The sequence below is a fragment of the Micromonospora sp. M61 genome (assembly GCF_018070245.1).
Classification (GTDB): domain Bacteria; phylum Actinomycetota; class Actinomycetes; order Mycobacteriales; family Micromonosporaceae; genus Micromonospora; species Micromonospora zamorensis.
Genome location: NZ_JAGPYA010000088.1, coordinates 1 through 19,997 on the forward strand (window position 1 = coordinate 1; position 19,997 = coordinate 19,997).

Consider the following 19,997-nt stretch of genomic DNA (forward strand, 5'->3'; position numbering starts at 1 on the left):
GACCGTGCCCACTCCGGGCGGTCAGGCTTGATCCCTGCGTGGGCACGGTCGGCCGCAGCCCCCGTCGTGGGGACCTGGGTGACTCCGCGCCGGGTTTTGTGAGCTTGGGGGTGACCGCCTCGACATAGGCGTTGGTCAGGGCGGCGGCTGTTTCGGCCGGTTTCGCGGATCGCATGAGTGCGCCCAGTACGGCTACTCCGGTGGCTCCCGCCTTGACGCAGGCGGTCACCTGTTCTGGGGTTTCCACTCCGCCCAGCGCCAGGACCGGCACGTTGCTGGTCCTGATCAGCTTTCGCAGGCCGGCCGGTCCCAGGGGTGGGCCGTAGCCCGGTTTTGTCTTTGTGGGCCAGACCGGGGAGACGGTCGCGTAGTGCTCGGTGGTCAGGCGGTTCAGCTCGGCTTCGTTGTGGCAGGAGCGGCCGACCAGGCTGTGGGGCGGCGGCGGGTACGGGCCGGCGGCGGGCAGGTGCACGGCGTCGCCGCCGAGCGGGTCGGGGCCGGCCACGACGAGAGTTCCGCCGACGTCGGCGACGATCGCGCGCAGCTCGACGGCGAGAGCGGCGCGCTCGGCGCGGGGCAGGTCCTTCTCCCGCAGCACCACCCAGCGCACTCCCCCGGCCACGGCTCCCGCCACGACCCGGTCGAGCCCGCTCCGCGCAACGAGCCGGTCGGTCAACAGGACAACACCGGACGGCGGGGTCACAGGTCCGGTCTTCCCTCGTCGGGTGTGGAGGGCAGCGCGTGGAAGCGTCGGGCGATCCGGCCGGCGCCTGCCGCCAGCCGGCCCGCCTCGACCGCGTACCGCATCGCGGTCGCCATCGCCACCGGGTCCTCGGCCCGGGTCACGGCGCTGGCCAGCAGCACCGCGTCGCAGCCCAGCTCCATGGCCAGGGCCGCGTCGGAGGCGGTGCCGATGCCCGCGTCGAGGATCACCGGCACGTCCACCCCCTGCCGGATGAGCCGGATGTGGTGGGGGTTGCCGATGCCGAGCCCCGAGCCGATCGGGGAACCGGCCGGCATCACCGCGGCGCAGCCCACGTCGGCGAGCCGGCGGGCGAGCACCGGATCGTCGCTGGTGTACGGCAGGACGGTGAAGCCGTCGGCCACCAGCTCCTCGGCGGCGCGGAGCAGTTCGACCCCGTCGGGCAGCAGCGTCCGCTCGTCGCCGATCACCTCCAGCTTGACCCAGTCGGTGTCGAACGCGTCCCGGGCCAGCCGGGCCACCTTCACCGCCTCGGTCGCGGTGTGGCAGCCGGCGGTGTTCGGCAGCAGCCGTACCCCGCACCGGTCCAGCAGCTCCAGCAGCCCACCGGTGGAGCCCGGCGCGGTGCCCACCCGACGCAGCGCCAGCGTGACCAGCTCGGTGCCGGACGCCCGGATCGCCTGTTCCAGCACGTGCAGGTTCGCGGCGCCGCCGGTGCCGAGGATCAATCGCGAGGTGAACGTCTCCCCACCCAGCTCGAACGTCACGCCGCTCACCCGCCCTGCGCCGCGGTGAGGACCTCGACCCGGTCGCCGTCACGCAGCACCGTGGCCGGCCAGCCGGCCCGGGGCACGACCTCGCCGTTGACCGCGACCGCCACCCCCCGCTGTTCGGGCACGACGTCGCGCACCAGGTCGGCCACCGACGCGCCGCCGGGGACGCTGCGTCCGGCTCCGTTCACGGTCAACTCCACCGGTCCCCCTCCATCGTCGGTTCAGGTCCACCCGTCGCGGCCGTTGTGCGACCGGCCGATCCGGCACCGACGAATCGTTCGGGTCCGAAGGGCGCGAGCAGCGGGTCGGGCACGCCGTCGAGCACCAGCTCGGTGATCAGGTCGGCGGTGATCGGGGTGAGCACGATGCCGTGCCGGTGGTGCCCGGTGGCGGCCAGCACGTCCGGCCGGTCGGGCAGCGGCCCGAGGATCGGCGCGTTGTCCGGCGTGCCCGGGCGCAGCCCGGCGACCGCCTCGACCAGGTCGTACTCGGCCAGCTCGGGCAGCAGGTCGACTCCGGCGCGGAGCAGGCGCTGCACCGCACCGGCGGTGACAGTGGCGTCCGCCCGTTCCTCGACCGTCGCGCCGAGCACGACCTCGCCGTCGGCGCGGGGCACCAGGTAGACGGGTTCGCCGTCGGCGTACCCCCGGATCACGTGCCGGAAGCCCGGCGCGACGCCGTCGGGCGCGCGGAGCCGGAGGATCTGGCCCTTCACCGGCCGGACGGGCAGGCCAGTGAGGGCGGCGGCCCCGCAGCCGGCGGCGACAACCGTGACCGCAGCATCCACATCAGACAGGTGCGCGACCGCCTGCGGCACGAGCACCGCGCCGGCCCGCTGGGCGGCCGTGCGCAGCGCCGGCACCAGCCGCCGGGGGTCCACCTGGTGATCGGTGGGCGCGAGCGCGCCGCCGCGCAGCCGTGGTGCGAGCGCCGGCTCGCGGTCGCGCAGCTCGCTGGGGCGCAGTGGGGTCACCGGCAGGCCCAACCCCTGCTGGTACGCCCAGAGTCGGCGCGCCTCGGCCAGGTCGTCGCCGGTCAGCCCGACCATCAGGGTGCCCTCGGTCCGGTAGCCGATCCCGGTGCCGCTCGCCGCGGTCAGCTCGGCGGCGAATGCCGGCCAGCGGGCGGCGGACGCCAGCAGCAGCCCGGTCAGCTGCCGCTCACCGAAGTACGCCTCGGCGACCGGCGAGAGCATGCCGGCGGCCACCGCCGACGCCCCCGAGCCGGGCTCCGGATCGTGCACCACCACGCGCAGCCCCCGGGCGGCGCAGCGCCAGGCGATCGCCAGCCCGATCGGCCCCGCCCCCACCACCGCGACGTCCGGCCGGGCCCGGTCACTCGATCGCGCTGACTCCGACCGGCCGGTCAGCACGCCAGGGCCTCGATCAGCTCGGCGGTCGCCCGCGCCGGGTCGGCGGCAGCCGAGACCGCCCCGACGACCGCCACCCCGTACGCCCCGGCGGCCCGCAGCTCCGCCACCCGCTCGGCGGTCACGCCGCCGATCGCGATGACCGGCACGTCGACGGCGTCGACGACGGCACGTACGCCCACGGGCCCAATGGGGTCCGGCAGGCCGGACTTGGTGCTGGTGGCGTGGCACGGCCCGACGCCCAGGTAGCTGGCTCCCGCCGCGACCGCCGCGGACGCCGTTCCCGGCGCGCGGGCGGTGGCGCCCAGCACGCCGGCCGGGCCGAGCACCCGACGGGCGGCGGCGACCGGCAGGTCGTCTGCCCCGACGTGCCCACCGGCGGCACCGACCGCCAGCGCCACGTGCAGCCGGTCGTTGACCAGGCAGGTCGCCCGGTACGGCACGCAGAGCGCCAGCACCCGCTGGGCCAGCTCGTACGCCTCGCGGTCGGTGGCGGAATCCTCGACCCGGACCTGCACCACCAGGTCGGCTCGGGCCACAGCGAGGGCGGCCCGGACCACGGTGAGCGGGTCTCGCCCGGGTCGGGTGTCGGTGATCAGATGCAGTCGCCCCAGGGACGGCACGGCAACGCTCCTCCCTGCGCCGGCATTATCCGGATCAGGTTCGACGGTCGGGGGCTGTCAGCCCCCCTCTCAGCCCGGTACACCGGGCTCCCGTGGGTTACTTGCGTGTCACCGTACGACAGATCCGCCGGTCTGCCAAGGCGGGTGTCGACGGGCCGGAATGGCGGATTAGGTTGGGCGCTTCATCCCGGTCCTATTCGGAATGTCGCCCCCCGTTGCAGAACCGTTACCTGCCGGCATCTTGCCGGACATTGAGCCAGCCGAATTAATTTGTTCAGCGATTCGACAAAATGTTGGCGGGGGCACCGTGACGCGGTGTCACCACCGGCTCCATCTGGGAGGGTCTTCGGCGAGCCGGCTCCCGCGATCCCTGTCACTACGACATAGGAGGCGGCGTGTCCCGTTCTCGTCGTGCCCGCGTACCCATCACCGCAACCCTGATCTCCCTGGCCATGGCCTCGACCACCCTGTTCGGCACGCCCGCCCAGGCGGCCGCCCAGGTCCCCCCACGGGATGCGAAAGCCGCAGCCCCGGTCAGCCAGGTGGTGCCGAAGGCGCCAAAGGCCGCCGCCGATCCCTTCTCCGTCCTCGTCTTCTCCAAGACCGCCGGCTTCCGGCACGACTCCATCCCCACCGGCATCGCTGCCATCCAACAGCTCGGTGTGGCCAACGGATTCACAGTGGACAACTCCGAGGACGGCGCCGCATTCAACGACGCCAACCTCGCGAAGTACAAGGCGGTGATCTGGCTCTCCACCACCGGTGACGTGCTCGACGCCGAGCAGCAGGCGGCGTTCGAGCGCTACGTGAAGGCGGGCGGCGGCTACGTCGGCATCCACGCCGCGTCGGACACCGAGTACAGCTGGGCCTGGTACGGCGACCTGGTCGGCGCGTACTTCGCCAACCACCCACAGAACCAGCAGGCCACGGTCAAGGTGGAGGACCACGCCCACCCGTCCACGACCGGGCTGCCGGACCGCTGGTCCCGGTTCGACGAGTGGTACAACTACCAGACCAACCCCCGGCCGGACGTGCACGTGCTCGCCAGCCTGGACGAGAAGAGCTACACGGCGGGCGCCGGTGCCATGGGCGCCGACCACCCGATCGCCTGGTGTCAGGACTTCGACGGCGGCCGATCCTGGTACACCGGGGGCGGCCACACCCGGGAGTCGTACGCCGAGCCCGAGTTCCTGTCCCACCTGCTCGGCGGCATCCGGACCGCGGCTGGTGTCGAGAACGCCGACTGCGGCGCCTCGAAGACCTCGAACTTCGAGAAGGTCGCGCTGGACAGCAACACCAGCAACCCGATGGAGCTGGACATCGCCCCGGACGGGCGCGTCTTCTACATCGAGCGCGACGGTCGCGTGCAGATCGTCAAGCCGGACACCGGCAGCACCGTCACCGCCGTCGACCTGGACGTCTTCACCGGCAACGAGGACGGCCTGATCGGCATCCGGCTCGACCCGGACTTCGCCACCAACAAGTGGGTGTATCTCTACTACGCCCCGAACGACGGGGTCACCCGCAACCTGCTGTCCCGCTTCACGGTCACCGGCGACACCATCGACCCGGCCAGCGAGAAGCAGGTGCTGCGGGTCGACACCCAGCGCAACACCTGCTGCCACGCTGGCGGCAGCATGGCCTTCGACAGCGCCGGCAACCTCTACCTGGCCACCGGTGACAACACCAACCCGTTCGAGTCGAGCGCGTACTCGCCGCTCGACGAGCGGCCGGGCCGCCAGGACTACGACTCGCAGCGCACCTCGGCCAACACCAACGACCTGCGCGGCAAGGTGATCCGGATCCACCCGGAGGACGACGGCACGTACACCGTCCCGACGGGCAACCTCTTCGCGCCGGGCACTGAGAAGACCCGCCCCGAGATCTACGCGATGGGCTTCCGCAACCCGTTCCGGATCGGCACCGACCCGAAGACCGACACCCTGTACGTCGGGGACTACGGGCCGGACGCCAACGCGAACAACCCGGACCGGGGCCCCCGGGGCCTGGTCGAGTGGAACGTCGTGACCCCTGGCAACTACGGCTGGCCGTACTGCACCGGGACGAACGAGGCGTACAACGACTACACGTTCCCGTCCGGCCCGAGCGGCCCGAAGTTCGACTGCGCCGCGCCGGTGAACAACTCGCCCAACAACACGGGCCTGACCAACCTCCCGCCGGTCGTCCCGGCCACCGTCGACTACGGCTACGCCGGTGACGCGCGCTACCCGGAGATCGGCGGCGGTGGCGCCCCGATGGGCGGCCCGGCCTACCGCTACGACGCGGACCTCAACTCCAACCGCAAGTGGCCGGCGTACTACGACGGCAAGGCTCTGCTCGGCGAGTGGAACCAGAACAAGATGTACACCATGCAGGTGACCCCCGACGGCAAGTCGTTGGTGGACATCAATCAGCTGCTCACCGGCATGAAGATGGTCCGGCCGATGGACTTCGAGTTCGGTCCGGACGGCGCGCTCTATCTGATCGAGTGGGGCACCGGGTTCGGCGGCAACAACGACGACTCCGGCATCTACCGGATCGACTACACCGCCGGTGACCGCGCACCGATCGCCGCGGCGTCCGCCAACCCGACCTCGGGCCCGGCGCCGCTGACTGTCACCTTCTCCAGCGCCGGCTCCCGGGACCCGGACGGCGGCGCGCTCACCTACTCGTGGACCTTCGGCGACGGGCAGACCTCGACCGAGGCCAACCCGACACACACGTACGCGACGGCCGGCAGCTACACCGCCCAGCTCACCGTGACCAACCCGAAGGGCCGTACCGCGGTGGCCAACGTGCCGATCACCGTGGGCAACACCGCACCGACGGTGAGCATCGAGTTCCCGCCGGACGGTGGCTTCTTCAACTGGGGTGACCAGGTCCGCTACACGGTCAAGGTGACCGACCCCGAGGACGGGCAGATCGACTGTGACCGGGTGAACCTCCAGGTGCTGCTCGGTCACGACGAGCACGCCCACCCGCTGGAGCAGCACACCGGGTGCACCGGCACGGTCCAGACGTCGCTCGCCTCCGGGCACGGCGCCGAGGCGAACGTCTTCGCTGTCTTCGAGGCCACCTACACCGACGAAGGTGGTGCCGGCGGCGCGGGCGCGCTCACCGGCCGGGACATCGAGATCCTGCAGCCCAAGCAGAAGCAGGCCGAGTACTTCACGGCCACCGGACGGGTGCCGGGCGGCACCGGCGGCGGAGACGCCGGCGTGCAACGAGAGGCCGGCGCCGACACCGCCGGTGGCGGCCAGAGCATCGCGTTCATCGAGGACGGCGACTGGTGGTCGGTCGTCCCGGCGGACCTGACGAACATCACCGAGATCCGGTTCCGGGCCGCCTCGGCCGCCGCCGGCGGTCGGATCGAGGTCCACGCGGGCGCCGTCGACGGACCGGTCGTGGCCACGGCCACCGTTCCGACGACCGGCGCGTGGCAGACGTACACGGACGTGAGCGCGCCGGTGACCGGTGCCGCGAGCGGCTCGCTGTACTTCGTGGCCCGCGATCCGAACGGCGGAACGGGTTCGCTGTTCAACGTCAACTGGATGGACTTCGTCGGCCGCGGCGTCACCGAGAACGCGCCGCCGGTGGTCACCGCCACCGCGACCCCGGCCACCGGCACCGTGCCGGTCACCGTCGAGTTCGACGGCACGGCCACCGACGCCGAGGGCGACACCCCGCTGACGTACGCCTGGGACTTCGGTGACGGAGGCTCGGCGACCACAGTGGACGCCAGCCACACCTACACCAACGCGGGCACCTTCACGGCCACCCTCACGGTGACCGACAGCAAGGGCGCCAGGTCGTACGCGACGGTGCCGGTGCGGGTCGACGCTCCGGACACGTCCTGCTTCGGGGCGCGTTCGGACGACTTCAACGGCAACAGCCTCGACAAGGAACGCTGGACCAGCGTGGTCCGGGAGAACCAGCTCTACTCGCTCAGCGGCGGCGCGCTGCGGCTGCCCACCGCGGTGGGCGACCTCTACGGTGCTCGCAACGACGCCACCAACCTGGTGCTGCAGGCGGCTCCGACCGGCGCCTGGGAGATGACCACCAAGGTCACGCTGCCGGTGACGGCGAACTACCAGCAGGCTGGCGTGCTGGTGTACGGCGACGACGACAACTACGCCAAGCTGGACCTGCTGTACAACGGCAGCCGGCGGGTGGAGTTCATCCGGGAGACGGCCGGTACGCCTCGCAACGAGGCCGCCGACAGTGCCGCCGCACCGGCGGGTGACACCGTGTACCTGCGGATCACCAGCGACGGGACGAACCTGACCGCCGCCGCCTCGGGCGACGGGCAGACCTTCACCCCGGTCGGCCAGTCGGCAGCGCTCGCCGGCATCACCAACCCGCGGATCGGGGTCTTCGCGCTCAACGGAGGCACCGAGGCGCCCGTGGTCGACGCCGCGTTCGACTCGTTCCAGGTCACGCCGGACGCCCCGGCCGGCCCGGTCGACCCGTCGGACGAGTTCACCGGTTCCACGCTGGACAAGTGTCGCTGGGACGCCATCACGCGGGAGGACCCGAACGGTTACCGGGTCACCGATGGCGCGCTGCGGATCGACGTGCCCAACGGTGACATCTACGGCACCGACAACACCGGGCCGAAGAACTTCATCCTCCAGACCGCGCCGTCCGGCGACTGGACCCTGGAGACGAAGGTCGACGGCAGTCTGCTGAACGAGCAGTACCAGCAGGCCGGTCTGCTCGTGCAGGCCGACGACGACAACTACCTGAAGTTGGACTTCATCGCGGACAACCAGGCCGGCCAGGCGGTGACGCGGCGGATCGAGTTCCGCAGCGAGATCGCCGGGACGGTGCAGAACCCGCAGCCGGAGGCGGCCAGCCTCACCTCGGCGGTGTGGCACCTGCGGCTGGCCCGCACCGGTGACACGTTCACCGCGTCGTACTCGGCCGACGGGACTACCTGGACCGCGTTGGAGGCGCTGACGAACAGCGCGGTGGGTGCCACCCCGAAGGTCGGGTTGTTCACCCTCGGCGCCAACCAGACCGCCTCGAAGACCGCCGTGTTCGACTACTTCCGGTTGAGCACGAAGGTCGCCGACGAGACCGCGCCGGTCACCACGGCGACGGTGTCCGGCACCCCGACCGAGGGGTGGCACACGGGGCCGGTAACGGTGGCCCTCGCCGCCACCGACGAGGCCGGCGGTAGCGGGCTCGCCAGCACCGAGTACCAGTTGGACGGTGCCACCACCTGGACGGCCTACACCGCTCCGGTGGCGGTCAGCGGGGACGGCGAGCACGAGGTGCGGTTCCGCTCGACCGACCAGGCGGGCAACGTGGAGTCGACGAAGACCGTCTCGGTCAAGATCGACACCACAGCGCCGGTCACCACGGCGACATTTGCTCCGGCGAACGACGCCGGCTGGCACAACGGGACGATCCCGGTCGTGCTGGCCTCGACCGACGCCGGTTCCGGCGTCAAGACGGTGGAGTGGTCCCTGGACGGTGGCACCTGGACGCCGTACACGACGCCGGTCGAGGTGACCGGTGACGGCCAGCACGAGCTGCTGTTCCGCTCGACCGACAAGGCGGGCAACGCCGAGACGCTCAAGTCGGCGGTGCTGCGCATCGACGGCACGAAGCCGACGCTGCTGGTGTCCGGGATCGCCGACGGCCAGCTCTACGGTGACAGCCAGGACGTTCGGGTGTCCTGGCAGGCCGTCGACCCGACCTCGGGCATCGCGTCCGTGGTCGGCCAGCTGGACGGCAGGGCGTACGCCAGCGGCACTCTGCAGGCCATGTACGAGCTGCCGCTCGGCCTGCACGAGCTGACCGTGACCGCGACCGACAAGGCGGGCAACCAGACCACCTCTGCGGTCCGGTTCTTCGTCACCACCTCGTTCCGGGACATGCAGGGCCTGCTGGACCGGTTCAAGGCGACGGGTCGACTCTCGGCCAAGGCGCACAAGCAGTTGACGGCGAAGCTGGACGCGGCCCGTCAGGCCGAGGCGGCCGGCAACGACAACAAGGCGATCAAGCAGTTGACCGCCTTCCGTACGTTGGCCGCCGACGCCACACTGGTGGCCGAGGCGGAGATCCGGGACGTCCTGATCCGGGACGCCGACGCCATGATCGTCCGGCTCGGCGGCGCGGCCAGCAAGGCCGGGGTGAAGGCGAACGACGGCGCTCCGATCAAGGGCACCGGACGCCTGGGTGAGGATGCCACCCGGCTCGCACCCGGTCGCCAGCTCTGATCCGACGAGGCCCCTCCTCGACGTCACGGCGTCGGGGAGGGGCCTCCCTCGTAGGTAGTGAGGAGATGTCCGTGACGGGTATCCGCAAGGTGTTGGCCGCCGTTCTCGTCGGGCTGGCCCTGACCCTGTTCTCCGCTGCCCCGGCGGCCGCTCAGGCCGACAAGCTCAAACTGACGGTGGCCGGTGACGGGGCTGAGGGGGTCACCATCCAGGCCGTCTACGCCGACGGCCGCCGGCTGGACCGGGTGGTGCGGTTGGTCCTCACCGCCACCGGCCCGGACGGGCAGAAGGTCGGGCCGGTGCAACTGGAGCCACAGCCCGAGGGGCAGGGCTTCTACAGCAGCGGCCCGGTGCTCTCCACCGGCACGTGGAAGGTGACGGTGAGCTCCCCCGCTCCGCTCAAGAGCGAGGCCACCGCCACGGTGCAGGCCCGGGCAGCACAGTCACCACCGGTGCCCGCACCGGTCGCGGTGACCAGAACGACTGACGGAGACCGCGGGGCGGGTGCCGGCTGGTGGCCGTTCGCGGCGGCCGGCCTCGTGCTCGTCGCCGCGGCGATGGGGGTGGCCATGCTCTTCGGCCGCCGCCGCACCGGTACGCAGAACGACTGATCGACTCGACATCCTTGAAGTCGGGGCTTCCCGGACCGCAGGACGCCCCGACTTCAAGGAACGCGAGTGGATCACGCGCCGGCGGTCGCCCTCCGCGCTCAGAGGATGGCGCGCAGCGCCGTCAGATCCTCGTCGCTGGGTTCCCAGGTGCCGGCGGCGGCGTTGGCCACCACCTGCTCGGGCGTGGTGGCACCGGCGATGACCGAGGTCACCGCCGGCTGGGCGGCCAGCCCACCGATCGCCACCTGCAGCATCGTCAGACCCCGCTCGGCCGCGTACGCCTCGATCGCCTCGATGGTGTCCCAGTCGGCTGCGGCGAGCCGTTCCGCGTACCGGCCGCCACCGGAGAGCCGGCTGCCGGCCGGCGGCTGGGCCTCACGCTTGTACTTGCCGGTGAGCAGGCCGTTGGCGAGCGGGAAGAACGGCAGCATGCCGAGGCCGAACCGCTCGCAGGCCGGGATCACCTCGGCCTCCACCGAACGCTCCAACAGGCTGTAGTGGTTCTGCGCGCTGATGAAGCGGGCCCGACCGTTGGACGACGCGACCCAGTCCGCGTCGGCGATCTGCCAGCCGGCGAAGTTGGAGTTGCCCAGGTAACGCACCTTGCCGTCGCGGACCAGGTCGTCCAGGGCGGCGAGGGTCTCGTCGATCGGGGTGCCCGGGTCGGGCTCGTGCATCTGGTAGAGGTCGATGTGGTCGGTGCCGAGCCGACGCAGCGACGCCTCCACGGCACGGGCGATGTAGCGCCGCGAACCCCGGGCACCGAAGTCCGGCCCGTTGAGGCCGTTCATGTCCATGCCGAACTTGGTGGCCACCACCACGTCGTCCCGGCGCCCCTTGAGCGCCTGCCCGAGCAGCTCCTCGGAGCCGCCCTGCGGTTCGCCGTAGATGTCAGCGGTGTCGAAGAGGTTGATCCCAGCGTCCAGGGCGGCGTCCACCACCGCGCGCGTGCCGTCGAGGTCGAGCTTCCGGCCGAAGTTGTTGCAGCCGATGCCGACCACGGACACCACGAGCCCGGAGTCGCCCAACCGGCGATAGGTCATCTCAGTCACGAGATCCACCCTATGCCCGCCGGACGCGGCGGGCCCGGGGACCGCTCAGCCCACGTCCCAGACCGGCTCCGGAGTCTCCACCACCTCGTTGTCACCCCGGAACAGCACGAACCGGTCGAAGGACCGGGTGAACCAGCGGTCGTGGGTGACCGCGATCACCGTCCCGTCGAACGCGTTCAGACCCGCCTCCAGTGCCTCCGCGCTGGCCAGGTCGAGGTTGTCGGTGGGTTCGTCGAGCAGCAGCAGGGTCGCCCCGGACAGCTCCAGCAGCAGCACCAGGAACCGGGCCTGCTGCCCACCGGAGAGCGTGCCGAAGCGCTGGTCGCCCTGCGCGGCCAACTCGTAGCGGCTGAGCACCCCCATCGCCGCGTGCCGGTCCATTCCGGTGCGATGCTCGTCACCCCGCCAGAGGATCTCGACCAGCGTCTTCGACATCAGCTCCGGCCGGTCGTGGGTCTGGGAGAAGTGACCGGGTCGGACCCGGGCGCCGAGGCGGGCCGTGCCGTCGTGCGCCACCGGGGCGAGCGCGCCCGCCCCGTCGACCGGCCCGTTCGCCGGGTCGGGGTCGGTGCCGCCCCGGGCCAGCAACCGCAGGAAGTGCGACTTGCCGCTGCCGTTGGCACCGAGCACCGCCACCCGGTCGCCGTACCAGATCTCCAGGTCGAAGGGGAAGGTCAGGCCGTCGAGCTCAAGCTGCTCGCAGATGACCGCGCGCTTGCCGGTCCGCCCGCCGCTCAGCCGCATCCGGATGTCCTGGTCCTTCGGCGGTACGGGCGGCGGCCCGGCCTCCTCGAACTTGCGCAGCCTGGTCTGCGCGGCCTGGTAGCGCGAGGCCAACCCGTCGTTGTACGCGGCCTTCTGCTTGTACATCAGCATCAGCTCGCGAAGCTTCTGGTGCTCCTCGTCCCAGCGACGACGCAGCTCGTCGAGGCGGGCGTGCCGGGCCACCCGGGCGGAGTGCCAGCTGGCGAAGCCACCCGGGTGCACCCAGGCGCTGCCACCCTCGACGGCGACCACCCGGTCGGCGCTCTGGGCCAGCAGCTCGCGGTCGTGCGACACGTAGAGCACCGACTTGGTCGACTCGCGCAGTCGCGCCTCCAGCCAGCGTTTGCCGGGCACGTCGAGGAAGTTGTCCGGCTCGTCGAGCAGCAGCACCTCGTCCGGGCCGCGCAGCAGCAGCTCCAACGCGAAGCGCTTCTGCTGGCCACCGGAGAGGGTGCGCACCGGCCGGTCCCGCACGGTGTCCCAGGGCAGGCCGAGCACGATTGTCGCGACGGTGTCGAAGAGCACCTCGGCGTCGTACCCGCCGGCCTCGCCCCAGGCGCCGAGCGCGTCGGCGTACGCCAACTGGGCCTTGCCCGCGGCGTTGCTGAACTTGCCGTGGGCCTCGGCCGCCCGCATGGCCGTCTCGGTCTCGCCGAGCCGGCGGCCGGCGTCGCGCAGCGCGGGCGGGGCCAGCGACAGGGCGAGGTCGGCGAGCGTCGACTCGTCCCCGATCATGCCGATGAACTGGCGCATGACGCCCAGCCCACCGGCGCGCGCGACGACGCCACTCCGCACCGGCAGGTCACCGGCGACCATCCGCAGCAGCGTCGTCTTCCCCGCGCCGTTCGGGCCGACCAGGGCGACCTTGGCGCCCTCCCCGACCCGGAACGACACGTCGGCGAAGAGTTCCCTACCGTCGGGCAGGATGTGCCCGACCCCTGCCACGTCCACGTATCCCACGCGGGGATCCTGCCCCAGCGAGGGGCGGAGGGTATATCCAATTACCGGGTGACTCGCAGCACCCGGAAGCCCTTCTGGCTGGCGTGCCGCTCCACCTGCCAGCTCTGCTCGGTGAGCCAGCGTTGCAGCGAGTCGCCGCCGAGGTGCCGGGCGACGACCAGCCAGCCGACGCCGTCCGGCGCGAGGCGGGGCAGCCACCGCAGCAGCAGGTCGTGCAGCCCGTCCTTACCGATCCGAATGGGAGGGTTGGACCAGATCTGGGCGAACGAGACGTCGGCCGGCACGTCGTCCGGCGCGCTGACCCGGACCCGGTCGCCGGCGCCGATCCGGACCGCGTTGGCGGCGGTCAGCTCGCGGGCGCGGGCGTTGACGTCGACGGCCCAGACGGTGCTCGCGGGCGCGAGGTCGGCCAGCACGCAGCTGATCGGCCCGAATCCGCAGCCCAGGTCGAGCAGGTCGCCGCTGGTGTCAGCGGCGGGCAGCTCGGCCTTGCGCAGCAGGACCGCCGTGCCCGGGTCGAGCCGGCTGGCGGAGAAGACCCCGCCGGCAGAGGCGAGCCGGTAGTCGCGGTCGGCGACGGAGAACTCGATCTCGCGCGCCGGGGCGTCGCTGGCAGGCTGCGCGGTGAAGTAGTGGTCGCCGGTCACGCCGGCAATTCTCGCACCGGCCCGGGCCGGCCACGACACGGCCTACGCACACATTTCCTGGATATTATCCCCAAAAGGGACAATGGCTCTTACTCTGGGCGACATGGTGTATCGGTACGAGTCCGATGAGGACGCTTTCGAGGAGTACCCGGAGACCGGGTCCGACCTGTCGGTGCTCGGCGCCGGTCCGCCCCCGCCCGCCGGGCCCTCTCCGTCGCGCTTCCCCACGCCGTCGCTGCCGCGAGCGAACCAGCTCTCGCTGCCGTCGTCGTCGCCACCGCCGCCGCCACCGCCACGGCCGACTCGTGCCGAGACGCCGCCCGCCACGCCCCGTGGCCACGTCTACAGCTCGGCGTCGCCGATCGAGCCATCAGCCCGACGCGGCGGCGGCCGACTGTGGCAGGTGCTGATCGGCGGCGCAGCCGTCCTGGTGCTGCTCGCCCTCTGCGGCCTGGGCGCCGCCGCGCTGCTCGACAACCGTGACCAGCAACCGCAGGCCACCCCGACGTTCCAGCCGAACGCCGCCCCGACGTCCGCCGCGGCGCAACGGCTCACCCTGGACTCCCGGGACACCGACCAGGCCCCGCTCACCGCCAAGGAACTCTTCGCCGGCAAGGAGTTGAAGCTCAACGACGGCCAGCCGAGCTACGAGGTCGTCAAGACCCAGTCCAGCGCCAGCTGTGCCGTCGCCGCCACAGGCGAGGTCGCCGACCTGCTGGTCCGACTCGGCTGCAACCAGATCGTCCGGGCCACGCTGCGGACACCCGACGGGGACCACCTGGTCACCGCCGGCCTGTTCAACCTCACCGACAAGGTCAGCGCGGAACGGGCCCGGGACCGGATCCGGCCGCTGCTCGACGAACGGCAGGGCAGGTTCCGTGGCCTCACCGCCGGCGAGGGCGACGGCACCGACGTGCTGGCCAGCGCCCCGGCGCGGGTGGGCTGGCAGGTCCGGGGCCACTACCTGGCGTACGCGCTGGTGGTCCAGAAGGACGGTGCGGCGATCAAGGCGGGAGACGCCAAGGTCGGCGAGATCCTGTTCGACATGATCGAGCTGCACCTCAGCCGGGGGGTGCTGCAACAGCGGGCCGACGGTGGCAGCGCCGGACAGCCGACGGCGGCGCCGACCGGCAGCAGCGGAACCCAGGGTGGCAGCACCGACGACGGCGAACTGCCGGGCAACTGACCGGCACGCCGTCGACGGTCAGCCCTCGACCGGGACCCGCAGCCGGCGGGTGAGGTCGGCGCGGCGGGCGTAGTCCGCCGGGTCGGCCGGGTAGCCGACCGCGACGAGGGTCAACCCGCGCGCCGGGGCCACTGTCACCTCACTGGAGCGAACCTCACTGGTGAGCAGGCTGCCCGGCCACTCGACCGGGCGGCGGCCGTCGCCCGCGACCAGCATCGCCCCCACCAGGCTGCGCACCATCGCCTGGCAGAACGCGTCGGCCTGCACGGTGGCCACCAGGATGCCGTCCGGGTCGCGACGCCAGTCCAGCCGGGTCACCTCGCGCAGTGTGGTCGCGTTCTCCTTGCGCCGGCAGTACGCGGCGAAGTCGTGTTCACCGACCAGACCGCTCGCCGCGGCGTTCAGCGCGGCCAGGTCCAGGGGCTTGGGCCAGGCCAGCACCTCGTGCCGCCGCAGCGGCTCCGCACCGAAGGGCGCGTCGGTGACCCGGTACTCGTAGCGCCGGAAGGTGGCCGAGAACCGGGCGTCGAAGTCGGACGGCACCTCGGTCATCGCCCGTACGCGTACGTCGGTGGGGAGCAGGCGGGCCAGCCGACGCAGCAGCCGCCCCTCGTGCTCCCGCCACACGTCGACGGGCAGGTCCAGGTGGCACACCTGCCCGGTGGCGTGCACTCCCGCGTCGGTCCGCCCGGCCACCGTCAGCCCGGTGGCCGTACCGGCGCCGAGGACGAGGTCCAGGGTCTCGACCAGCACCCCCGCGACGGTGCGCCGGGTCGGCTGGGCGGCCCAGCCGGAGAAGCCCGTGCCGTCGTACGAGACGTCCAGCCGCAGCCGGATCCGCTCGTCCACCTCGTACCTCCTGTCATGGGTCGGGCCCGACACCCCGATGGGGTGCCGGGCCCGACGTTGCCCTTGATCAGGCCTTGTTCTCGGTGGCCTCGTCGCTGTCCTCGCGGGCGGCGTCGGTGTCACCGGACGCCGACACCGGCGCCTCGGAGTCCTGGTCGGCCGGGGCCGACTTCGGGGTCTCGTCGGCCGGGGCGAGCGCCTCGACCTTGTCCTGCTGCGCGGCCTTGCGGGCGGCGGTCTTCTTGTTCGCCTTCGGCTCGGCGACCTGAAGCTCCTCCACCAGCTCGATGATGGCCATCGGCGCGTTGTCACCCTTGCGCGGACCGGTCTTCACGATCCGGGTGTAACCGCCGGGGCGGTTGGAGTACCGGGGCGCGATCTGGTCGAACAGGGCGTAGACCACGTCCTTGTCCTTGACGACACCCAGCACCCGCCGCCGCGAGGCGAGGTCACCGCGCTTGGCCTTGGTGATGAGCTGCTCGGCCAGCGGACGCAGCCGCCGAGCCTTCGTCTCGGTGGTCTGGATCTTGCCGTGCTGGAACAGCGCGGTCGCCAGGTTGGCGAGCATCAGCCGCTCGTGCGAGGGGCTGCCGCCGAGGCGGGGGCCCTTGGTGGGCGTGGGCATTTTTGGTGCTCCTCAGTTGTGGCGGCAGCGCGGACTAGAGCTGCTCGGTCTCGCGGTAGTCGTCGGTGTCGTAGTCGGCCTCGCCGAAGGTGTCCACGACGTGCGCCGGGTCGAAGTTCGGAGCCGAGTCCTTCAGCCCGAGACCCATCCCGGCGAGCTTCATCTTGACCTCGTCGATCGACTTCTGCCCGAAGTTGCGGATGTCGAGGAGGTCGGCCTCGGTACGCCCGATGAGCTCACCAACGGAGTTGATGCCCTCGCGCTTGAGGCAGTTGTAGGAGCGGACGGTGAGGTCCAGCTCCTCGATCGGCAGTGCGAGGTCCGCCGCCAGCTGGGCGTCCTGCGGGGACGGCCCGATGTCGATGCCCTCGGCGGTCTCGTCCAGCTCCCGGGCCAGCCCGAACAGCTCGACCAGCGTCGAACCGGCGGAGGCCAGCGCGGTACGCGGACCCATCGACGGCTTGGTCTCGACGTCGATGATCAGCCGGTCGAAGTCGGTGCGCTGCTCGACACGGGTCGCCTCGACGCGGTAGGTCACCTTCAGCACCGGCGAGTAGATCGAGTCGACCGGGATGCGGCCGATCTCGGCGCCGGACTGCTTGTTCTGCGCCGCCGTCACGTAGCCCCGGCCCCGCTCGACGGTCAGCTCCATGTCGAGCCGGCCCTTGCCGTTGAGGGTGGCGAGCTTGAGATCCGGGTTGTGCACCGAGACGCCGGCCGGCGGCTGGATGTCCCCCGCGGTCACGTCGCCCGGGCCCTGCTTGCGCAGGTACATGCTGACCGGCTCGTCGTGCTCGGAGCTGACGCACAGCTCCTTGATGTTCATGACGAGCTCGACCACGTCCTCCTTGACACCGGGGATCGTGGTGAACTCGTGCAGCACGCCGTCGATCTTGATCGAGGTGACGGCCGCGCCCGGGATCGACGACAGCAGCGTGCGCCGCAGCGAGTTGCCCAGGGTGTAGCCGAAGCCCGGCTCCAGCGGCTCGATGGCGAACCGGGACCGGGTCTCGTTGATCGACTCCTCGGACAGGGAGGGTCGCTGGCTGATGAGCATCTTTTCTCTTCTCTTCCGGGGCGCCCGCTATTTGACGCCCACGACACAAACTGTTCCGGTGGCCCGCCCCCGGGAGGGCGGGCCACCGAACGAGCTCGGACTACTTGGAGTAGAGCTCGACGATCAGCTGTTCCTGGACCTGCGTGTCGATGACCTGCCGGGCCGGGAGGGAGTGCACGAGCACCTTCATCTGGCTCGGGATGGCCTCAAGCCACGCCGGAACCGTCTTCGAGCCGGCCTGAGCCTGCGCGACGATGAACGGGGTGAGCTCCTTGCTCTTGCCCCGAACCTCGATGATGTCGTGCTCCTTGACGCGGTACGACGGGATGTCGACCTTCTTGCCGTTCACCGTGAAGTGACCGTGCTTGACCAGCTGGCGGGCCATGTCCCGCGAGTGGGCGTAGCCGGCCCGGTAAACGACGTTGTCCAGCCGCGACTCGAGGATCTGCAGGAGGACCTCACCGGTCTTGGCCTGCTTGCCAACGGCTTCCTCGTAGTAACCGCGGAACTGCTTCTCCAGCACGCCGTAGACACGACGGGCCTTCTGCTTCTCGCGGAGCTGGAGCAGGTACTCCGTCTCCTTCGTGCGGCCGCGGCCGTGCTGCCCGGGCGGGAACGGCCGGGACTCGAACGGGCACTTCGGACCATCGCACTTGCTGCCCTTGAGGAACAGCTTCATCTTCTCCCGCCGGCAACGGCGGCAGTCTGCACCGGTGTAACGAGCCATCTCTCTCTACCTCTCAGACCCGGCGACGCTTCGGCGGACGGCACCCGTTGTGCGGCTGCGGGGTGACGTCGGCGATCTGCCCGACCTCGAGGCCCACGGCCTGCAGCGAACGGATGGCGGTTTCCCGGCCGGAGCCGGGGCCCTTTACGAACACGTCGACCTTGCGCATGCCGTGCTCCATGGCGCGACGCGCGGCAGCCTCGGCGGCCAGCTGCGCGGCGAACGGAGTCGACTTGCGGGAGCCCTTGAAGCCCACCTGGCCAGCGGAGGCCCAGGAGATGACCGCACCGGTCGGGTCCGTGATGGACACGATGGTGTTGTTGAACGTGCTCTTGATGTGCGCCTGCCCGTGGGCGACGTTCTTGCGTTCCTTGCGCCGGACCTTCTTGACAGCGGCTCCGGCACGAGCCTTCGGTGGCATAAGTCTGTGCGCTCCTAGTTGACTTTCCGGATTGGGTTGCGGCCTGACCCACCTCGGCGGCGGCCGACCCCGTCATCCGGTTAAGAACTACTTCTTGCCGGGCTTCTTCTTGCCGGCGACGGTCCGCTTCGGGCCCTTGCGGGTCCGTGCGTTGGTCTTGGTCCGCTGGCCACGCACGGGCAGACCCCGGCGGTGCCGGATGCCGGCGTAGCAGCCGATCTCAACCTTGCGGCGGATGTCAGCGGCGACCTCGCGGCGCAGGTCGCCTTCAACCTTGTAGTTGCCCTCGATGTGGTCGCGGAGCTGCACGAGCTCCTCGTCCGTGAGGTCCCGAGCGCGCTTGTCCGGCGAGATGCCGGTAGCGGCGAGTGTCTCCTGGGCACGGGTGCGACCGAGCCCGAAGATGTAGGTGAGCGCGATTTCCATCCGCTTCTCGCGGGGGAGATCCACGCCGACTAGACGTGCCATGTGCGGGCGTACTCCTCGTGATGTGTGGCGGAGGTGTGGACCCGTCCCATCCCGCTACCGACTGTCCCGTCCTTCCGACGCGGTGAGCGCCGGCGACCGGGAACGGTCGCTGCCCGAGCGGGCCCCGGCCTCCGACCGGGGGTCAGCCACGCAGGAGTACGTCTCGCGTACCGCTCGTGGCTGGGACGAGCATGTGTGATGTGTGTGTCGCTGAGGATCCGCCTGGACCAACGCCACCCGGCCGGTTACGGCCGGACGGGCTGAGTCAGCCCTGGCGCTGCTTGTGGCGCGGGTCGCTGCAGATGACCATGACCCGGCCGTGCCGGCGGATAACCCGGCACTTCTGGCAGATCCTCTTGACGCTCGGCTTGACCTTCACGGTTGCCTTACTTCCCATCTGGCCCGGGGACGCGCGTTGCACGACACCAGACGTCGAAGACGGACACGGGACTTCCCGGTCGTCGTCAGGACTACTTGTAGCGGTAGACGATGCGCCCGCGGGTCAGGTCGTACGGCGAAAGTTCGACGACGACCCGGTCCTCCGGAAGGATGCGGATGTAGTGCTGCCGCATCTTGCCGCTGATGTGAGCCAACACCTTGTGGCCGTTCGCGAGCTCCACCCGGAACATGGCGTTCGGCAGGGGCTCGATGACCCGACCCTCGATCTCAATGGCTCCGTCTTTTTTCGGCATGTCCTCCGCTGTCCTGACGTCGATTGCTCCGGGCGGCCCACAACGTCTTACACGGAAATCTGATCAGAATCAGAAGACCGCGCCAGCCGCGGCTCCAGGTCCCACCGAAGCGCAGGGTGGGCATGCCGGAGTGGACGCTGTGCGCCGATCTGAAAGTGTACGCCGGCCTGCACTCGCACGCCAAACCGGCCACCCACCCACCCCCGTCCCCCACCCCCAGGGCCCCACCCCCAGCCCCCGTG

At 71.1% G+C, this 19,997-nt stretch carries 19 protein-coding genes and 1 riboswitch; of the genes, 3 read left to right on the forward strand and 16 right to left on the reverse strand.

The genetic code is table 11. The annotated features are described in order from the left end of the window. The 5 genes from KBX34_RS30840 to thiE all read right to left on the reverse strand — a co-directional run. The coding region (locus KBX34_RS30840) for a thiamine phosphate synthase (protein WP_210928515.1) at window positions 1-703 on the reverse strand (703 nt) is incomplete at its 3' end. Beyond that, complete coding sequence (locus KBX34_RS30845; protein ID WP_088950216.1) at window positions 700-1,479, reverse strand: thiazole synthase; 780 nt, start codon at window positions 1,477-1,479, stop codon at window positions 700-702. The genes KBX34_RS30840 and KBX34_RS30845, both read right to left, overlap by 4 nt. Then, entirely contained in the window at window positions 1,476-1,676 is a 201-nt protein-coding gene (gene thiS, locus KBX34_RS30850) for a sulfur carrier protein ThiS (protein WP_088950217.1), read from the reverse strand. The genes KBX34_RS30845 and thiS overlap by 4 nt, the downstream gene beginning before the upstream one ends. Further along, window positions 1,667-2,848 carry a glycine oxidase ThiO gene (thiO, locus tag KBX34_RS30855; RefSeq protein ID WP_210928520.1) on the reverse strand — a complete coding sequence of 394 codons (1,182 nt, stop codon included), beginning with the start codon at window positions 2,846-2,848 and terminating at the stop codon, window positions 1,667-1,669. The genes thiS and thiO overlap by 10 nt, the downstream gene beginning before the upstream one ends. Next, entirely contained in the window at window positions 2,842-3,468 is a 627-nt protein-coding gene (gene thiE, locus KBX34_RS30860) for a thiamine phosphate synthase (protein ID WP_210928522.1), read from the reverse strand. Before thiE ends, thiO begins: the two co-directional genes overlap by 7 nt. Then, a riboswitch (TPP riboswitch) is annotated at window positions 3,463-3,572 on the reverse strand. It overlaps the preceding gene by 6 nt. Window positions 3,573-3,863: 291 nt before the next feature. On the opposite strand from thiE, the gene KBX34_RS30865 reads away from it, so the two are divergent. After that, window positions 3,864-9,695 carry a ThuA domain-containing protein gene (locus KBX34_RS30865; protein ID WP_210928524.1) on the forward strand — a complete coding sequence of 1,944 codons (5,832 nt, stop codon included), beginning with the start codon at window positions 3,864-3,866 and terminating at the stop codon, window positions 9,693-9,695. 65 nt (window positions 9,696-9,760) lie between these two features. After that, a complete protein-coding gene (locus KBX34_RS30870; RefSeq protein WP_247668408.1) occupies window positions 9,761-10,306 on the forward strand; it encodes a hypothetical protein in 546 nt (181 codons plus the stop codon). 98 nt (window positions 10,307-10,404) lie between these two features. Here the strand turns inward: KBX34_RS30870 and KBX34_RS30875 are convergent, their stop codons facing one another. The 3 genes from KBX34_RS30875 to KBX34_RS30885 are packed head-to-tail and all read right to left on the reverse strand — an operon-like array spanning window position 10,405 to window position 13,730. Further along, window positions 10,405-11,367 (reverse strand): aldo/keto reductase, encoded by a 963-nt coding sequence (locus tag KBX34_RS30875; RefSeq protein WP_210928526.1) that lies wholly within the window; start codon window positions 11,365-11,367, stop codon window positions 10,405-10,407. A gap of 36 nt (window positions 11,368-11,403) precedes the next feature. Next, entirely contained in the window at window positions 11,404-13,083 is a 1,680-nt protein-coding gene (locus tag KBX34_RS30880; protein ID WP_179781023.1) for an ABC-F family ATP-binding cassette domain-containing protein, read from the reverse strand. Window positions 13,084-13,124: 41 nt separating this feature from the next. After that, window positions 13,125-13,730, reverse strand: a complete 606-nt coding sequence (locus KBX34_RS30885) for a class I SAM-dependent methyltransferase (protein WP_088950222.1) — start codon at window positions 13,728-13,730, stop codon at window positions 13,125-13,127. Between the two features lie 103 nt (window positions 13,731-13,833). On the opposite strand from KBX34_RS30885, the gene KBX34_RS30890 reads away from it, so the two are divergent. After that, the gene (locus tag KBX34_RS30890) at window positions 13,834-14,916 is read left to right on the forward strand and encodes a hypothetical protein (protein ID WP_247672435.1); all 1,083 of its coding nucleotides are present in this window, start codon (window positions 13,834-13,836) and stop codon (window positions 14,914-14,916) included. 18 nt (window positions 14,917-14,934) lie between these two features. Here the strand turns inward: KBX34_RS30890 and truA are convergent, their stop codons facing one another. The 8 genes from truA to infA all read right to left on the reverse strand — a co-directional run bounded on the left by truA (window position 14,935) and on the right by infA (window position 19,755). Beyond that, window positions 14,935-15,765 carry a tRNA pseudouridine(38-40) synthase TruA gene (gene truA, locus KBX34_RS30895; RefSeq protein WP_088950224.1) on the reverse strand — a complete coding sequence of 277 codons (831 nt, stop codon included), beginning with the start codon at window positions 15,763-15,765 and terminating at the stop codon, window positions 14,935-14,937. Window positions 15,766-15,832: 67 nt separating this feature from the next. Beyond that, entirely contained in the window at window positions 15,833-16,390 is a 558-nt protein-coding gene (gene rplQ, locus KBX34_RS30900) for a 50S ribosomal protein L17 (protein WP_088950225.1), read from the reverse strand. 34 nt (window positions 16,391-16,424) lie between these two features. Next, window positions 16,425-17,447, reverse strand: a complete 1,023-nt coding sequence (locus tag KBX34_RS30905) for a DNA-directed RNA polymerase subunit alpha (RefSeq protein ID WP_007465227.1) — start codon at window positions 17,445-17,447, stop codon at window positions 16,425-16,427. 100 nt (window positions 17,448-17,547) lie between these two features. Then, complete coding sequence (gene rpsD, locus KBX34_RS30910; protein ID WP_030489600.1) at window positions 17,548-18,174, reverse strand: 30S ribosomal protein S4; 627 nt, start codon at window positions 18,172-18,174, stop codon at window positions 17,548-17,550. Between the two features lie 13 nt (window positions 18,175-18,187). Continuing rightward, the gene (gene rpsK / locus KBX34_RS30915; RefSeq protein ID WP_030329919.1) at window positions 18,188-18,595 is read right to left on the reverse strand and encodes a 30S ribosomal protein S11; all 408 of its coding nucleotides are present in this window, start codon (window positions 18,593-18,595) and stop codon (window positions 18,188-18,190) included. 87 nt (window positions 18,596-18,682) lie between these two features. After that, a complete protein-coding gene (gene rpsM / locus KBX34_RS30920) occupies window positions 18,683-19,063 on the reverse strand; it encodes a 30S ribosomal protein S13 (RefSeq protein ID WP_088950226.1) in 381 nt (126 codons plus the stop codon). Window positions 19,064-19,328: 265 nt separating this feature from the next. Beyond that, the gene (gene rpmJ, locus KBX34_RS30925; RefSeq protein ID WP_088952025.1) at window positions 19,329-19,442 is read right to left on the reverse strand and encodes a 50S ribosomal protein L36; all 114 of its coding nucleotides are present in this window, start codon (window positions 19,440-19,442) and stop codon (window positions 19,329-19,331) included. A gap of 91 nt (window positions 19,443-19,533) precedes the next feature. Beyond that, window positions 19,534-19,755, reverse strand: a complete 222-nt coding sequence (infA, locus tag KBX34_RS30930; protein ID WP_007073013.1) for a translation initiation factor IF-1 — start codon at window positions 19,753-19,755, stop codon at window positions 19,534-19,536. Between the last annotated feature and the right edge of the window lie 242 nt (window positions 19,756-19,997).

What these genes read in the sequence shown, in the direction of transcription:
- KBX34_RS30870 (WP_247668408.1), top strand. Translation starts at nt 9,761, where the DNA reads ATGTCCGTGACGGGTATCCGCAAGGTGTTGGCCGCCGTTCTCGTCGGG.
- KBX34_RS30890 (WP_247672435.1), top strand. Translation starts at nt 13,834, where the DNA reads ATGGTGTATCGGTACGAGTCCGATGAGGACGCTTTCGAGGAGTACCCG.
- rplQ (WP_088950225.1), bottom strand. Translation starts at nt 16,390, where the DNA reads ATGCCCACGCCCACCAAGGGCCCCCGCCTCGGCGGCAGCCCCTCGCAC.
- KBX34_RS30905 (WP_007465227.1), bottom strand. Translation starts at nt 17,447, where the DNA reads ATGCTCATCAGCCAGCGACCCTCCCTGTCCGAGGAGTCGATCAACGAG.
- rpsD (WP_030489600.1), bottom strand. Translation starts at nt 18,174, where the DNA reads ATGGCTCGTTACACCGGTGCAGACTGCCGCCGTTGCCGGCGGGAGAAG.
- rpsK (WP_030329919.1), bottom strand. Translation starts at nt 18,595, where the DNA reads ATGCCACCGAAGGCTCGTGCCGGAGCCGCTGTCAAGAAGGTCCGGCGC.
- rpsM (WP_088950226.1), bottom strand. Translation starts at nt 19,063, where the DNA reads ATGGCACGTCTAGTCGGCGTGGATCTCCCCCGCGAGAAGCGGATGGAA.
- infA (WP_007073013.1), bottom strand. Translation starts at nt 19,755, where the DNA reads ATGCCGAAAAAAGACGGAGCCATTGAGATCGAGGGTCGGGTCATCGAG.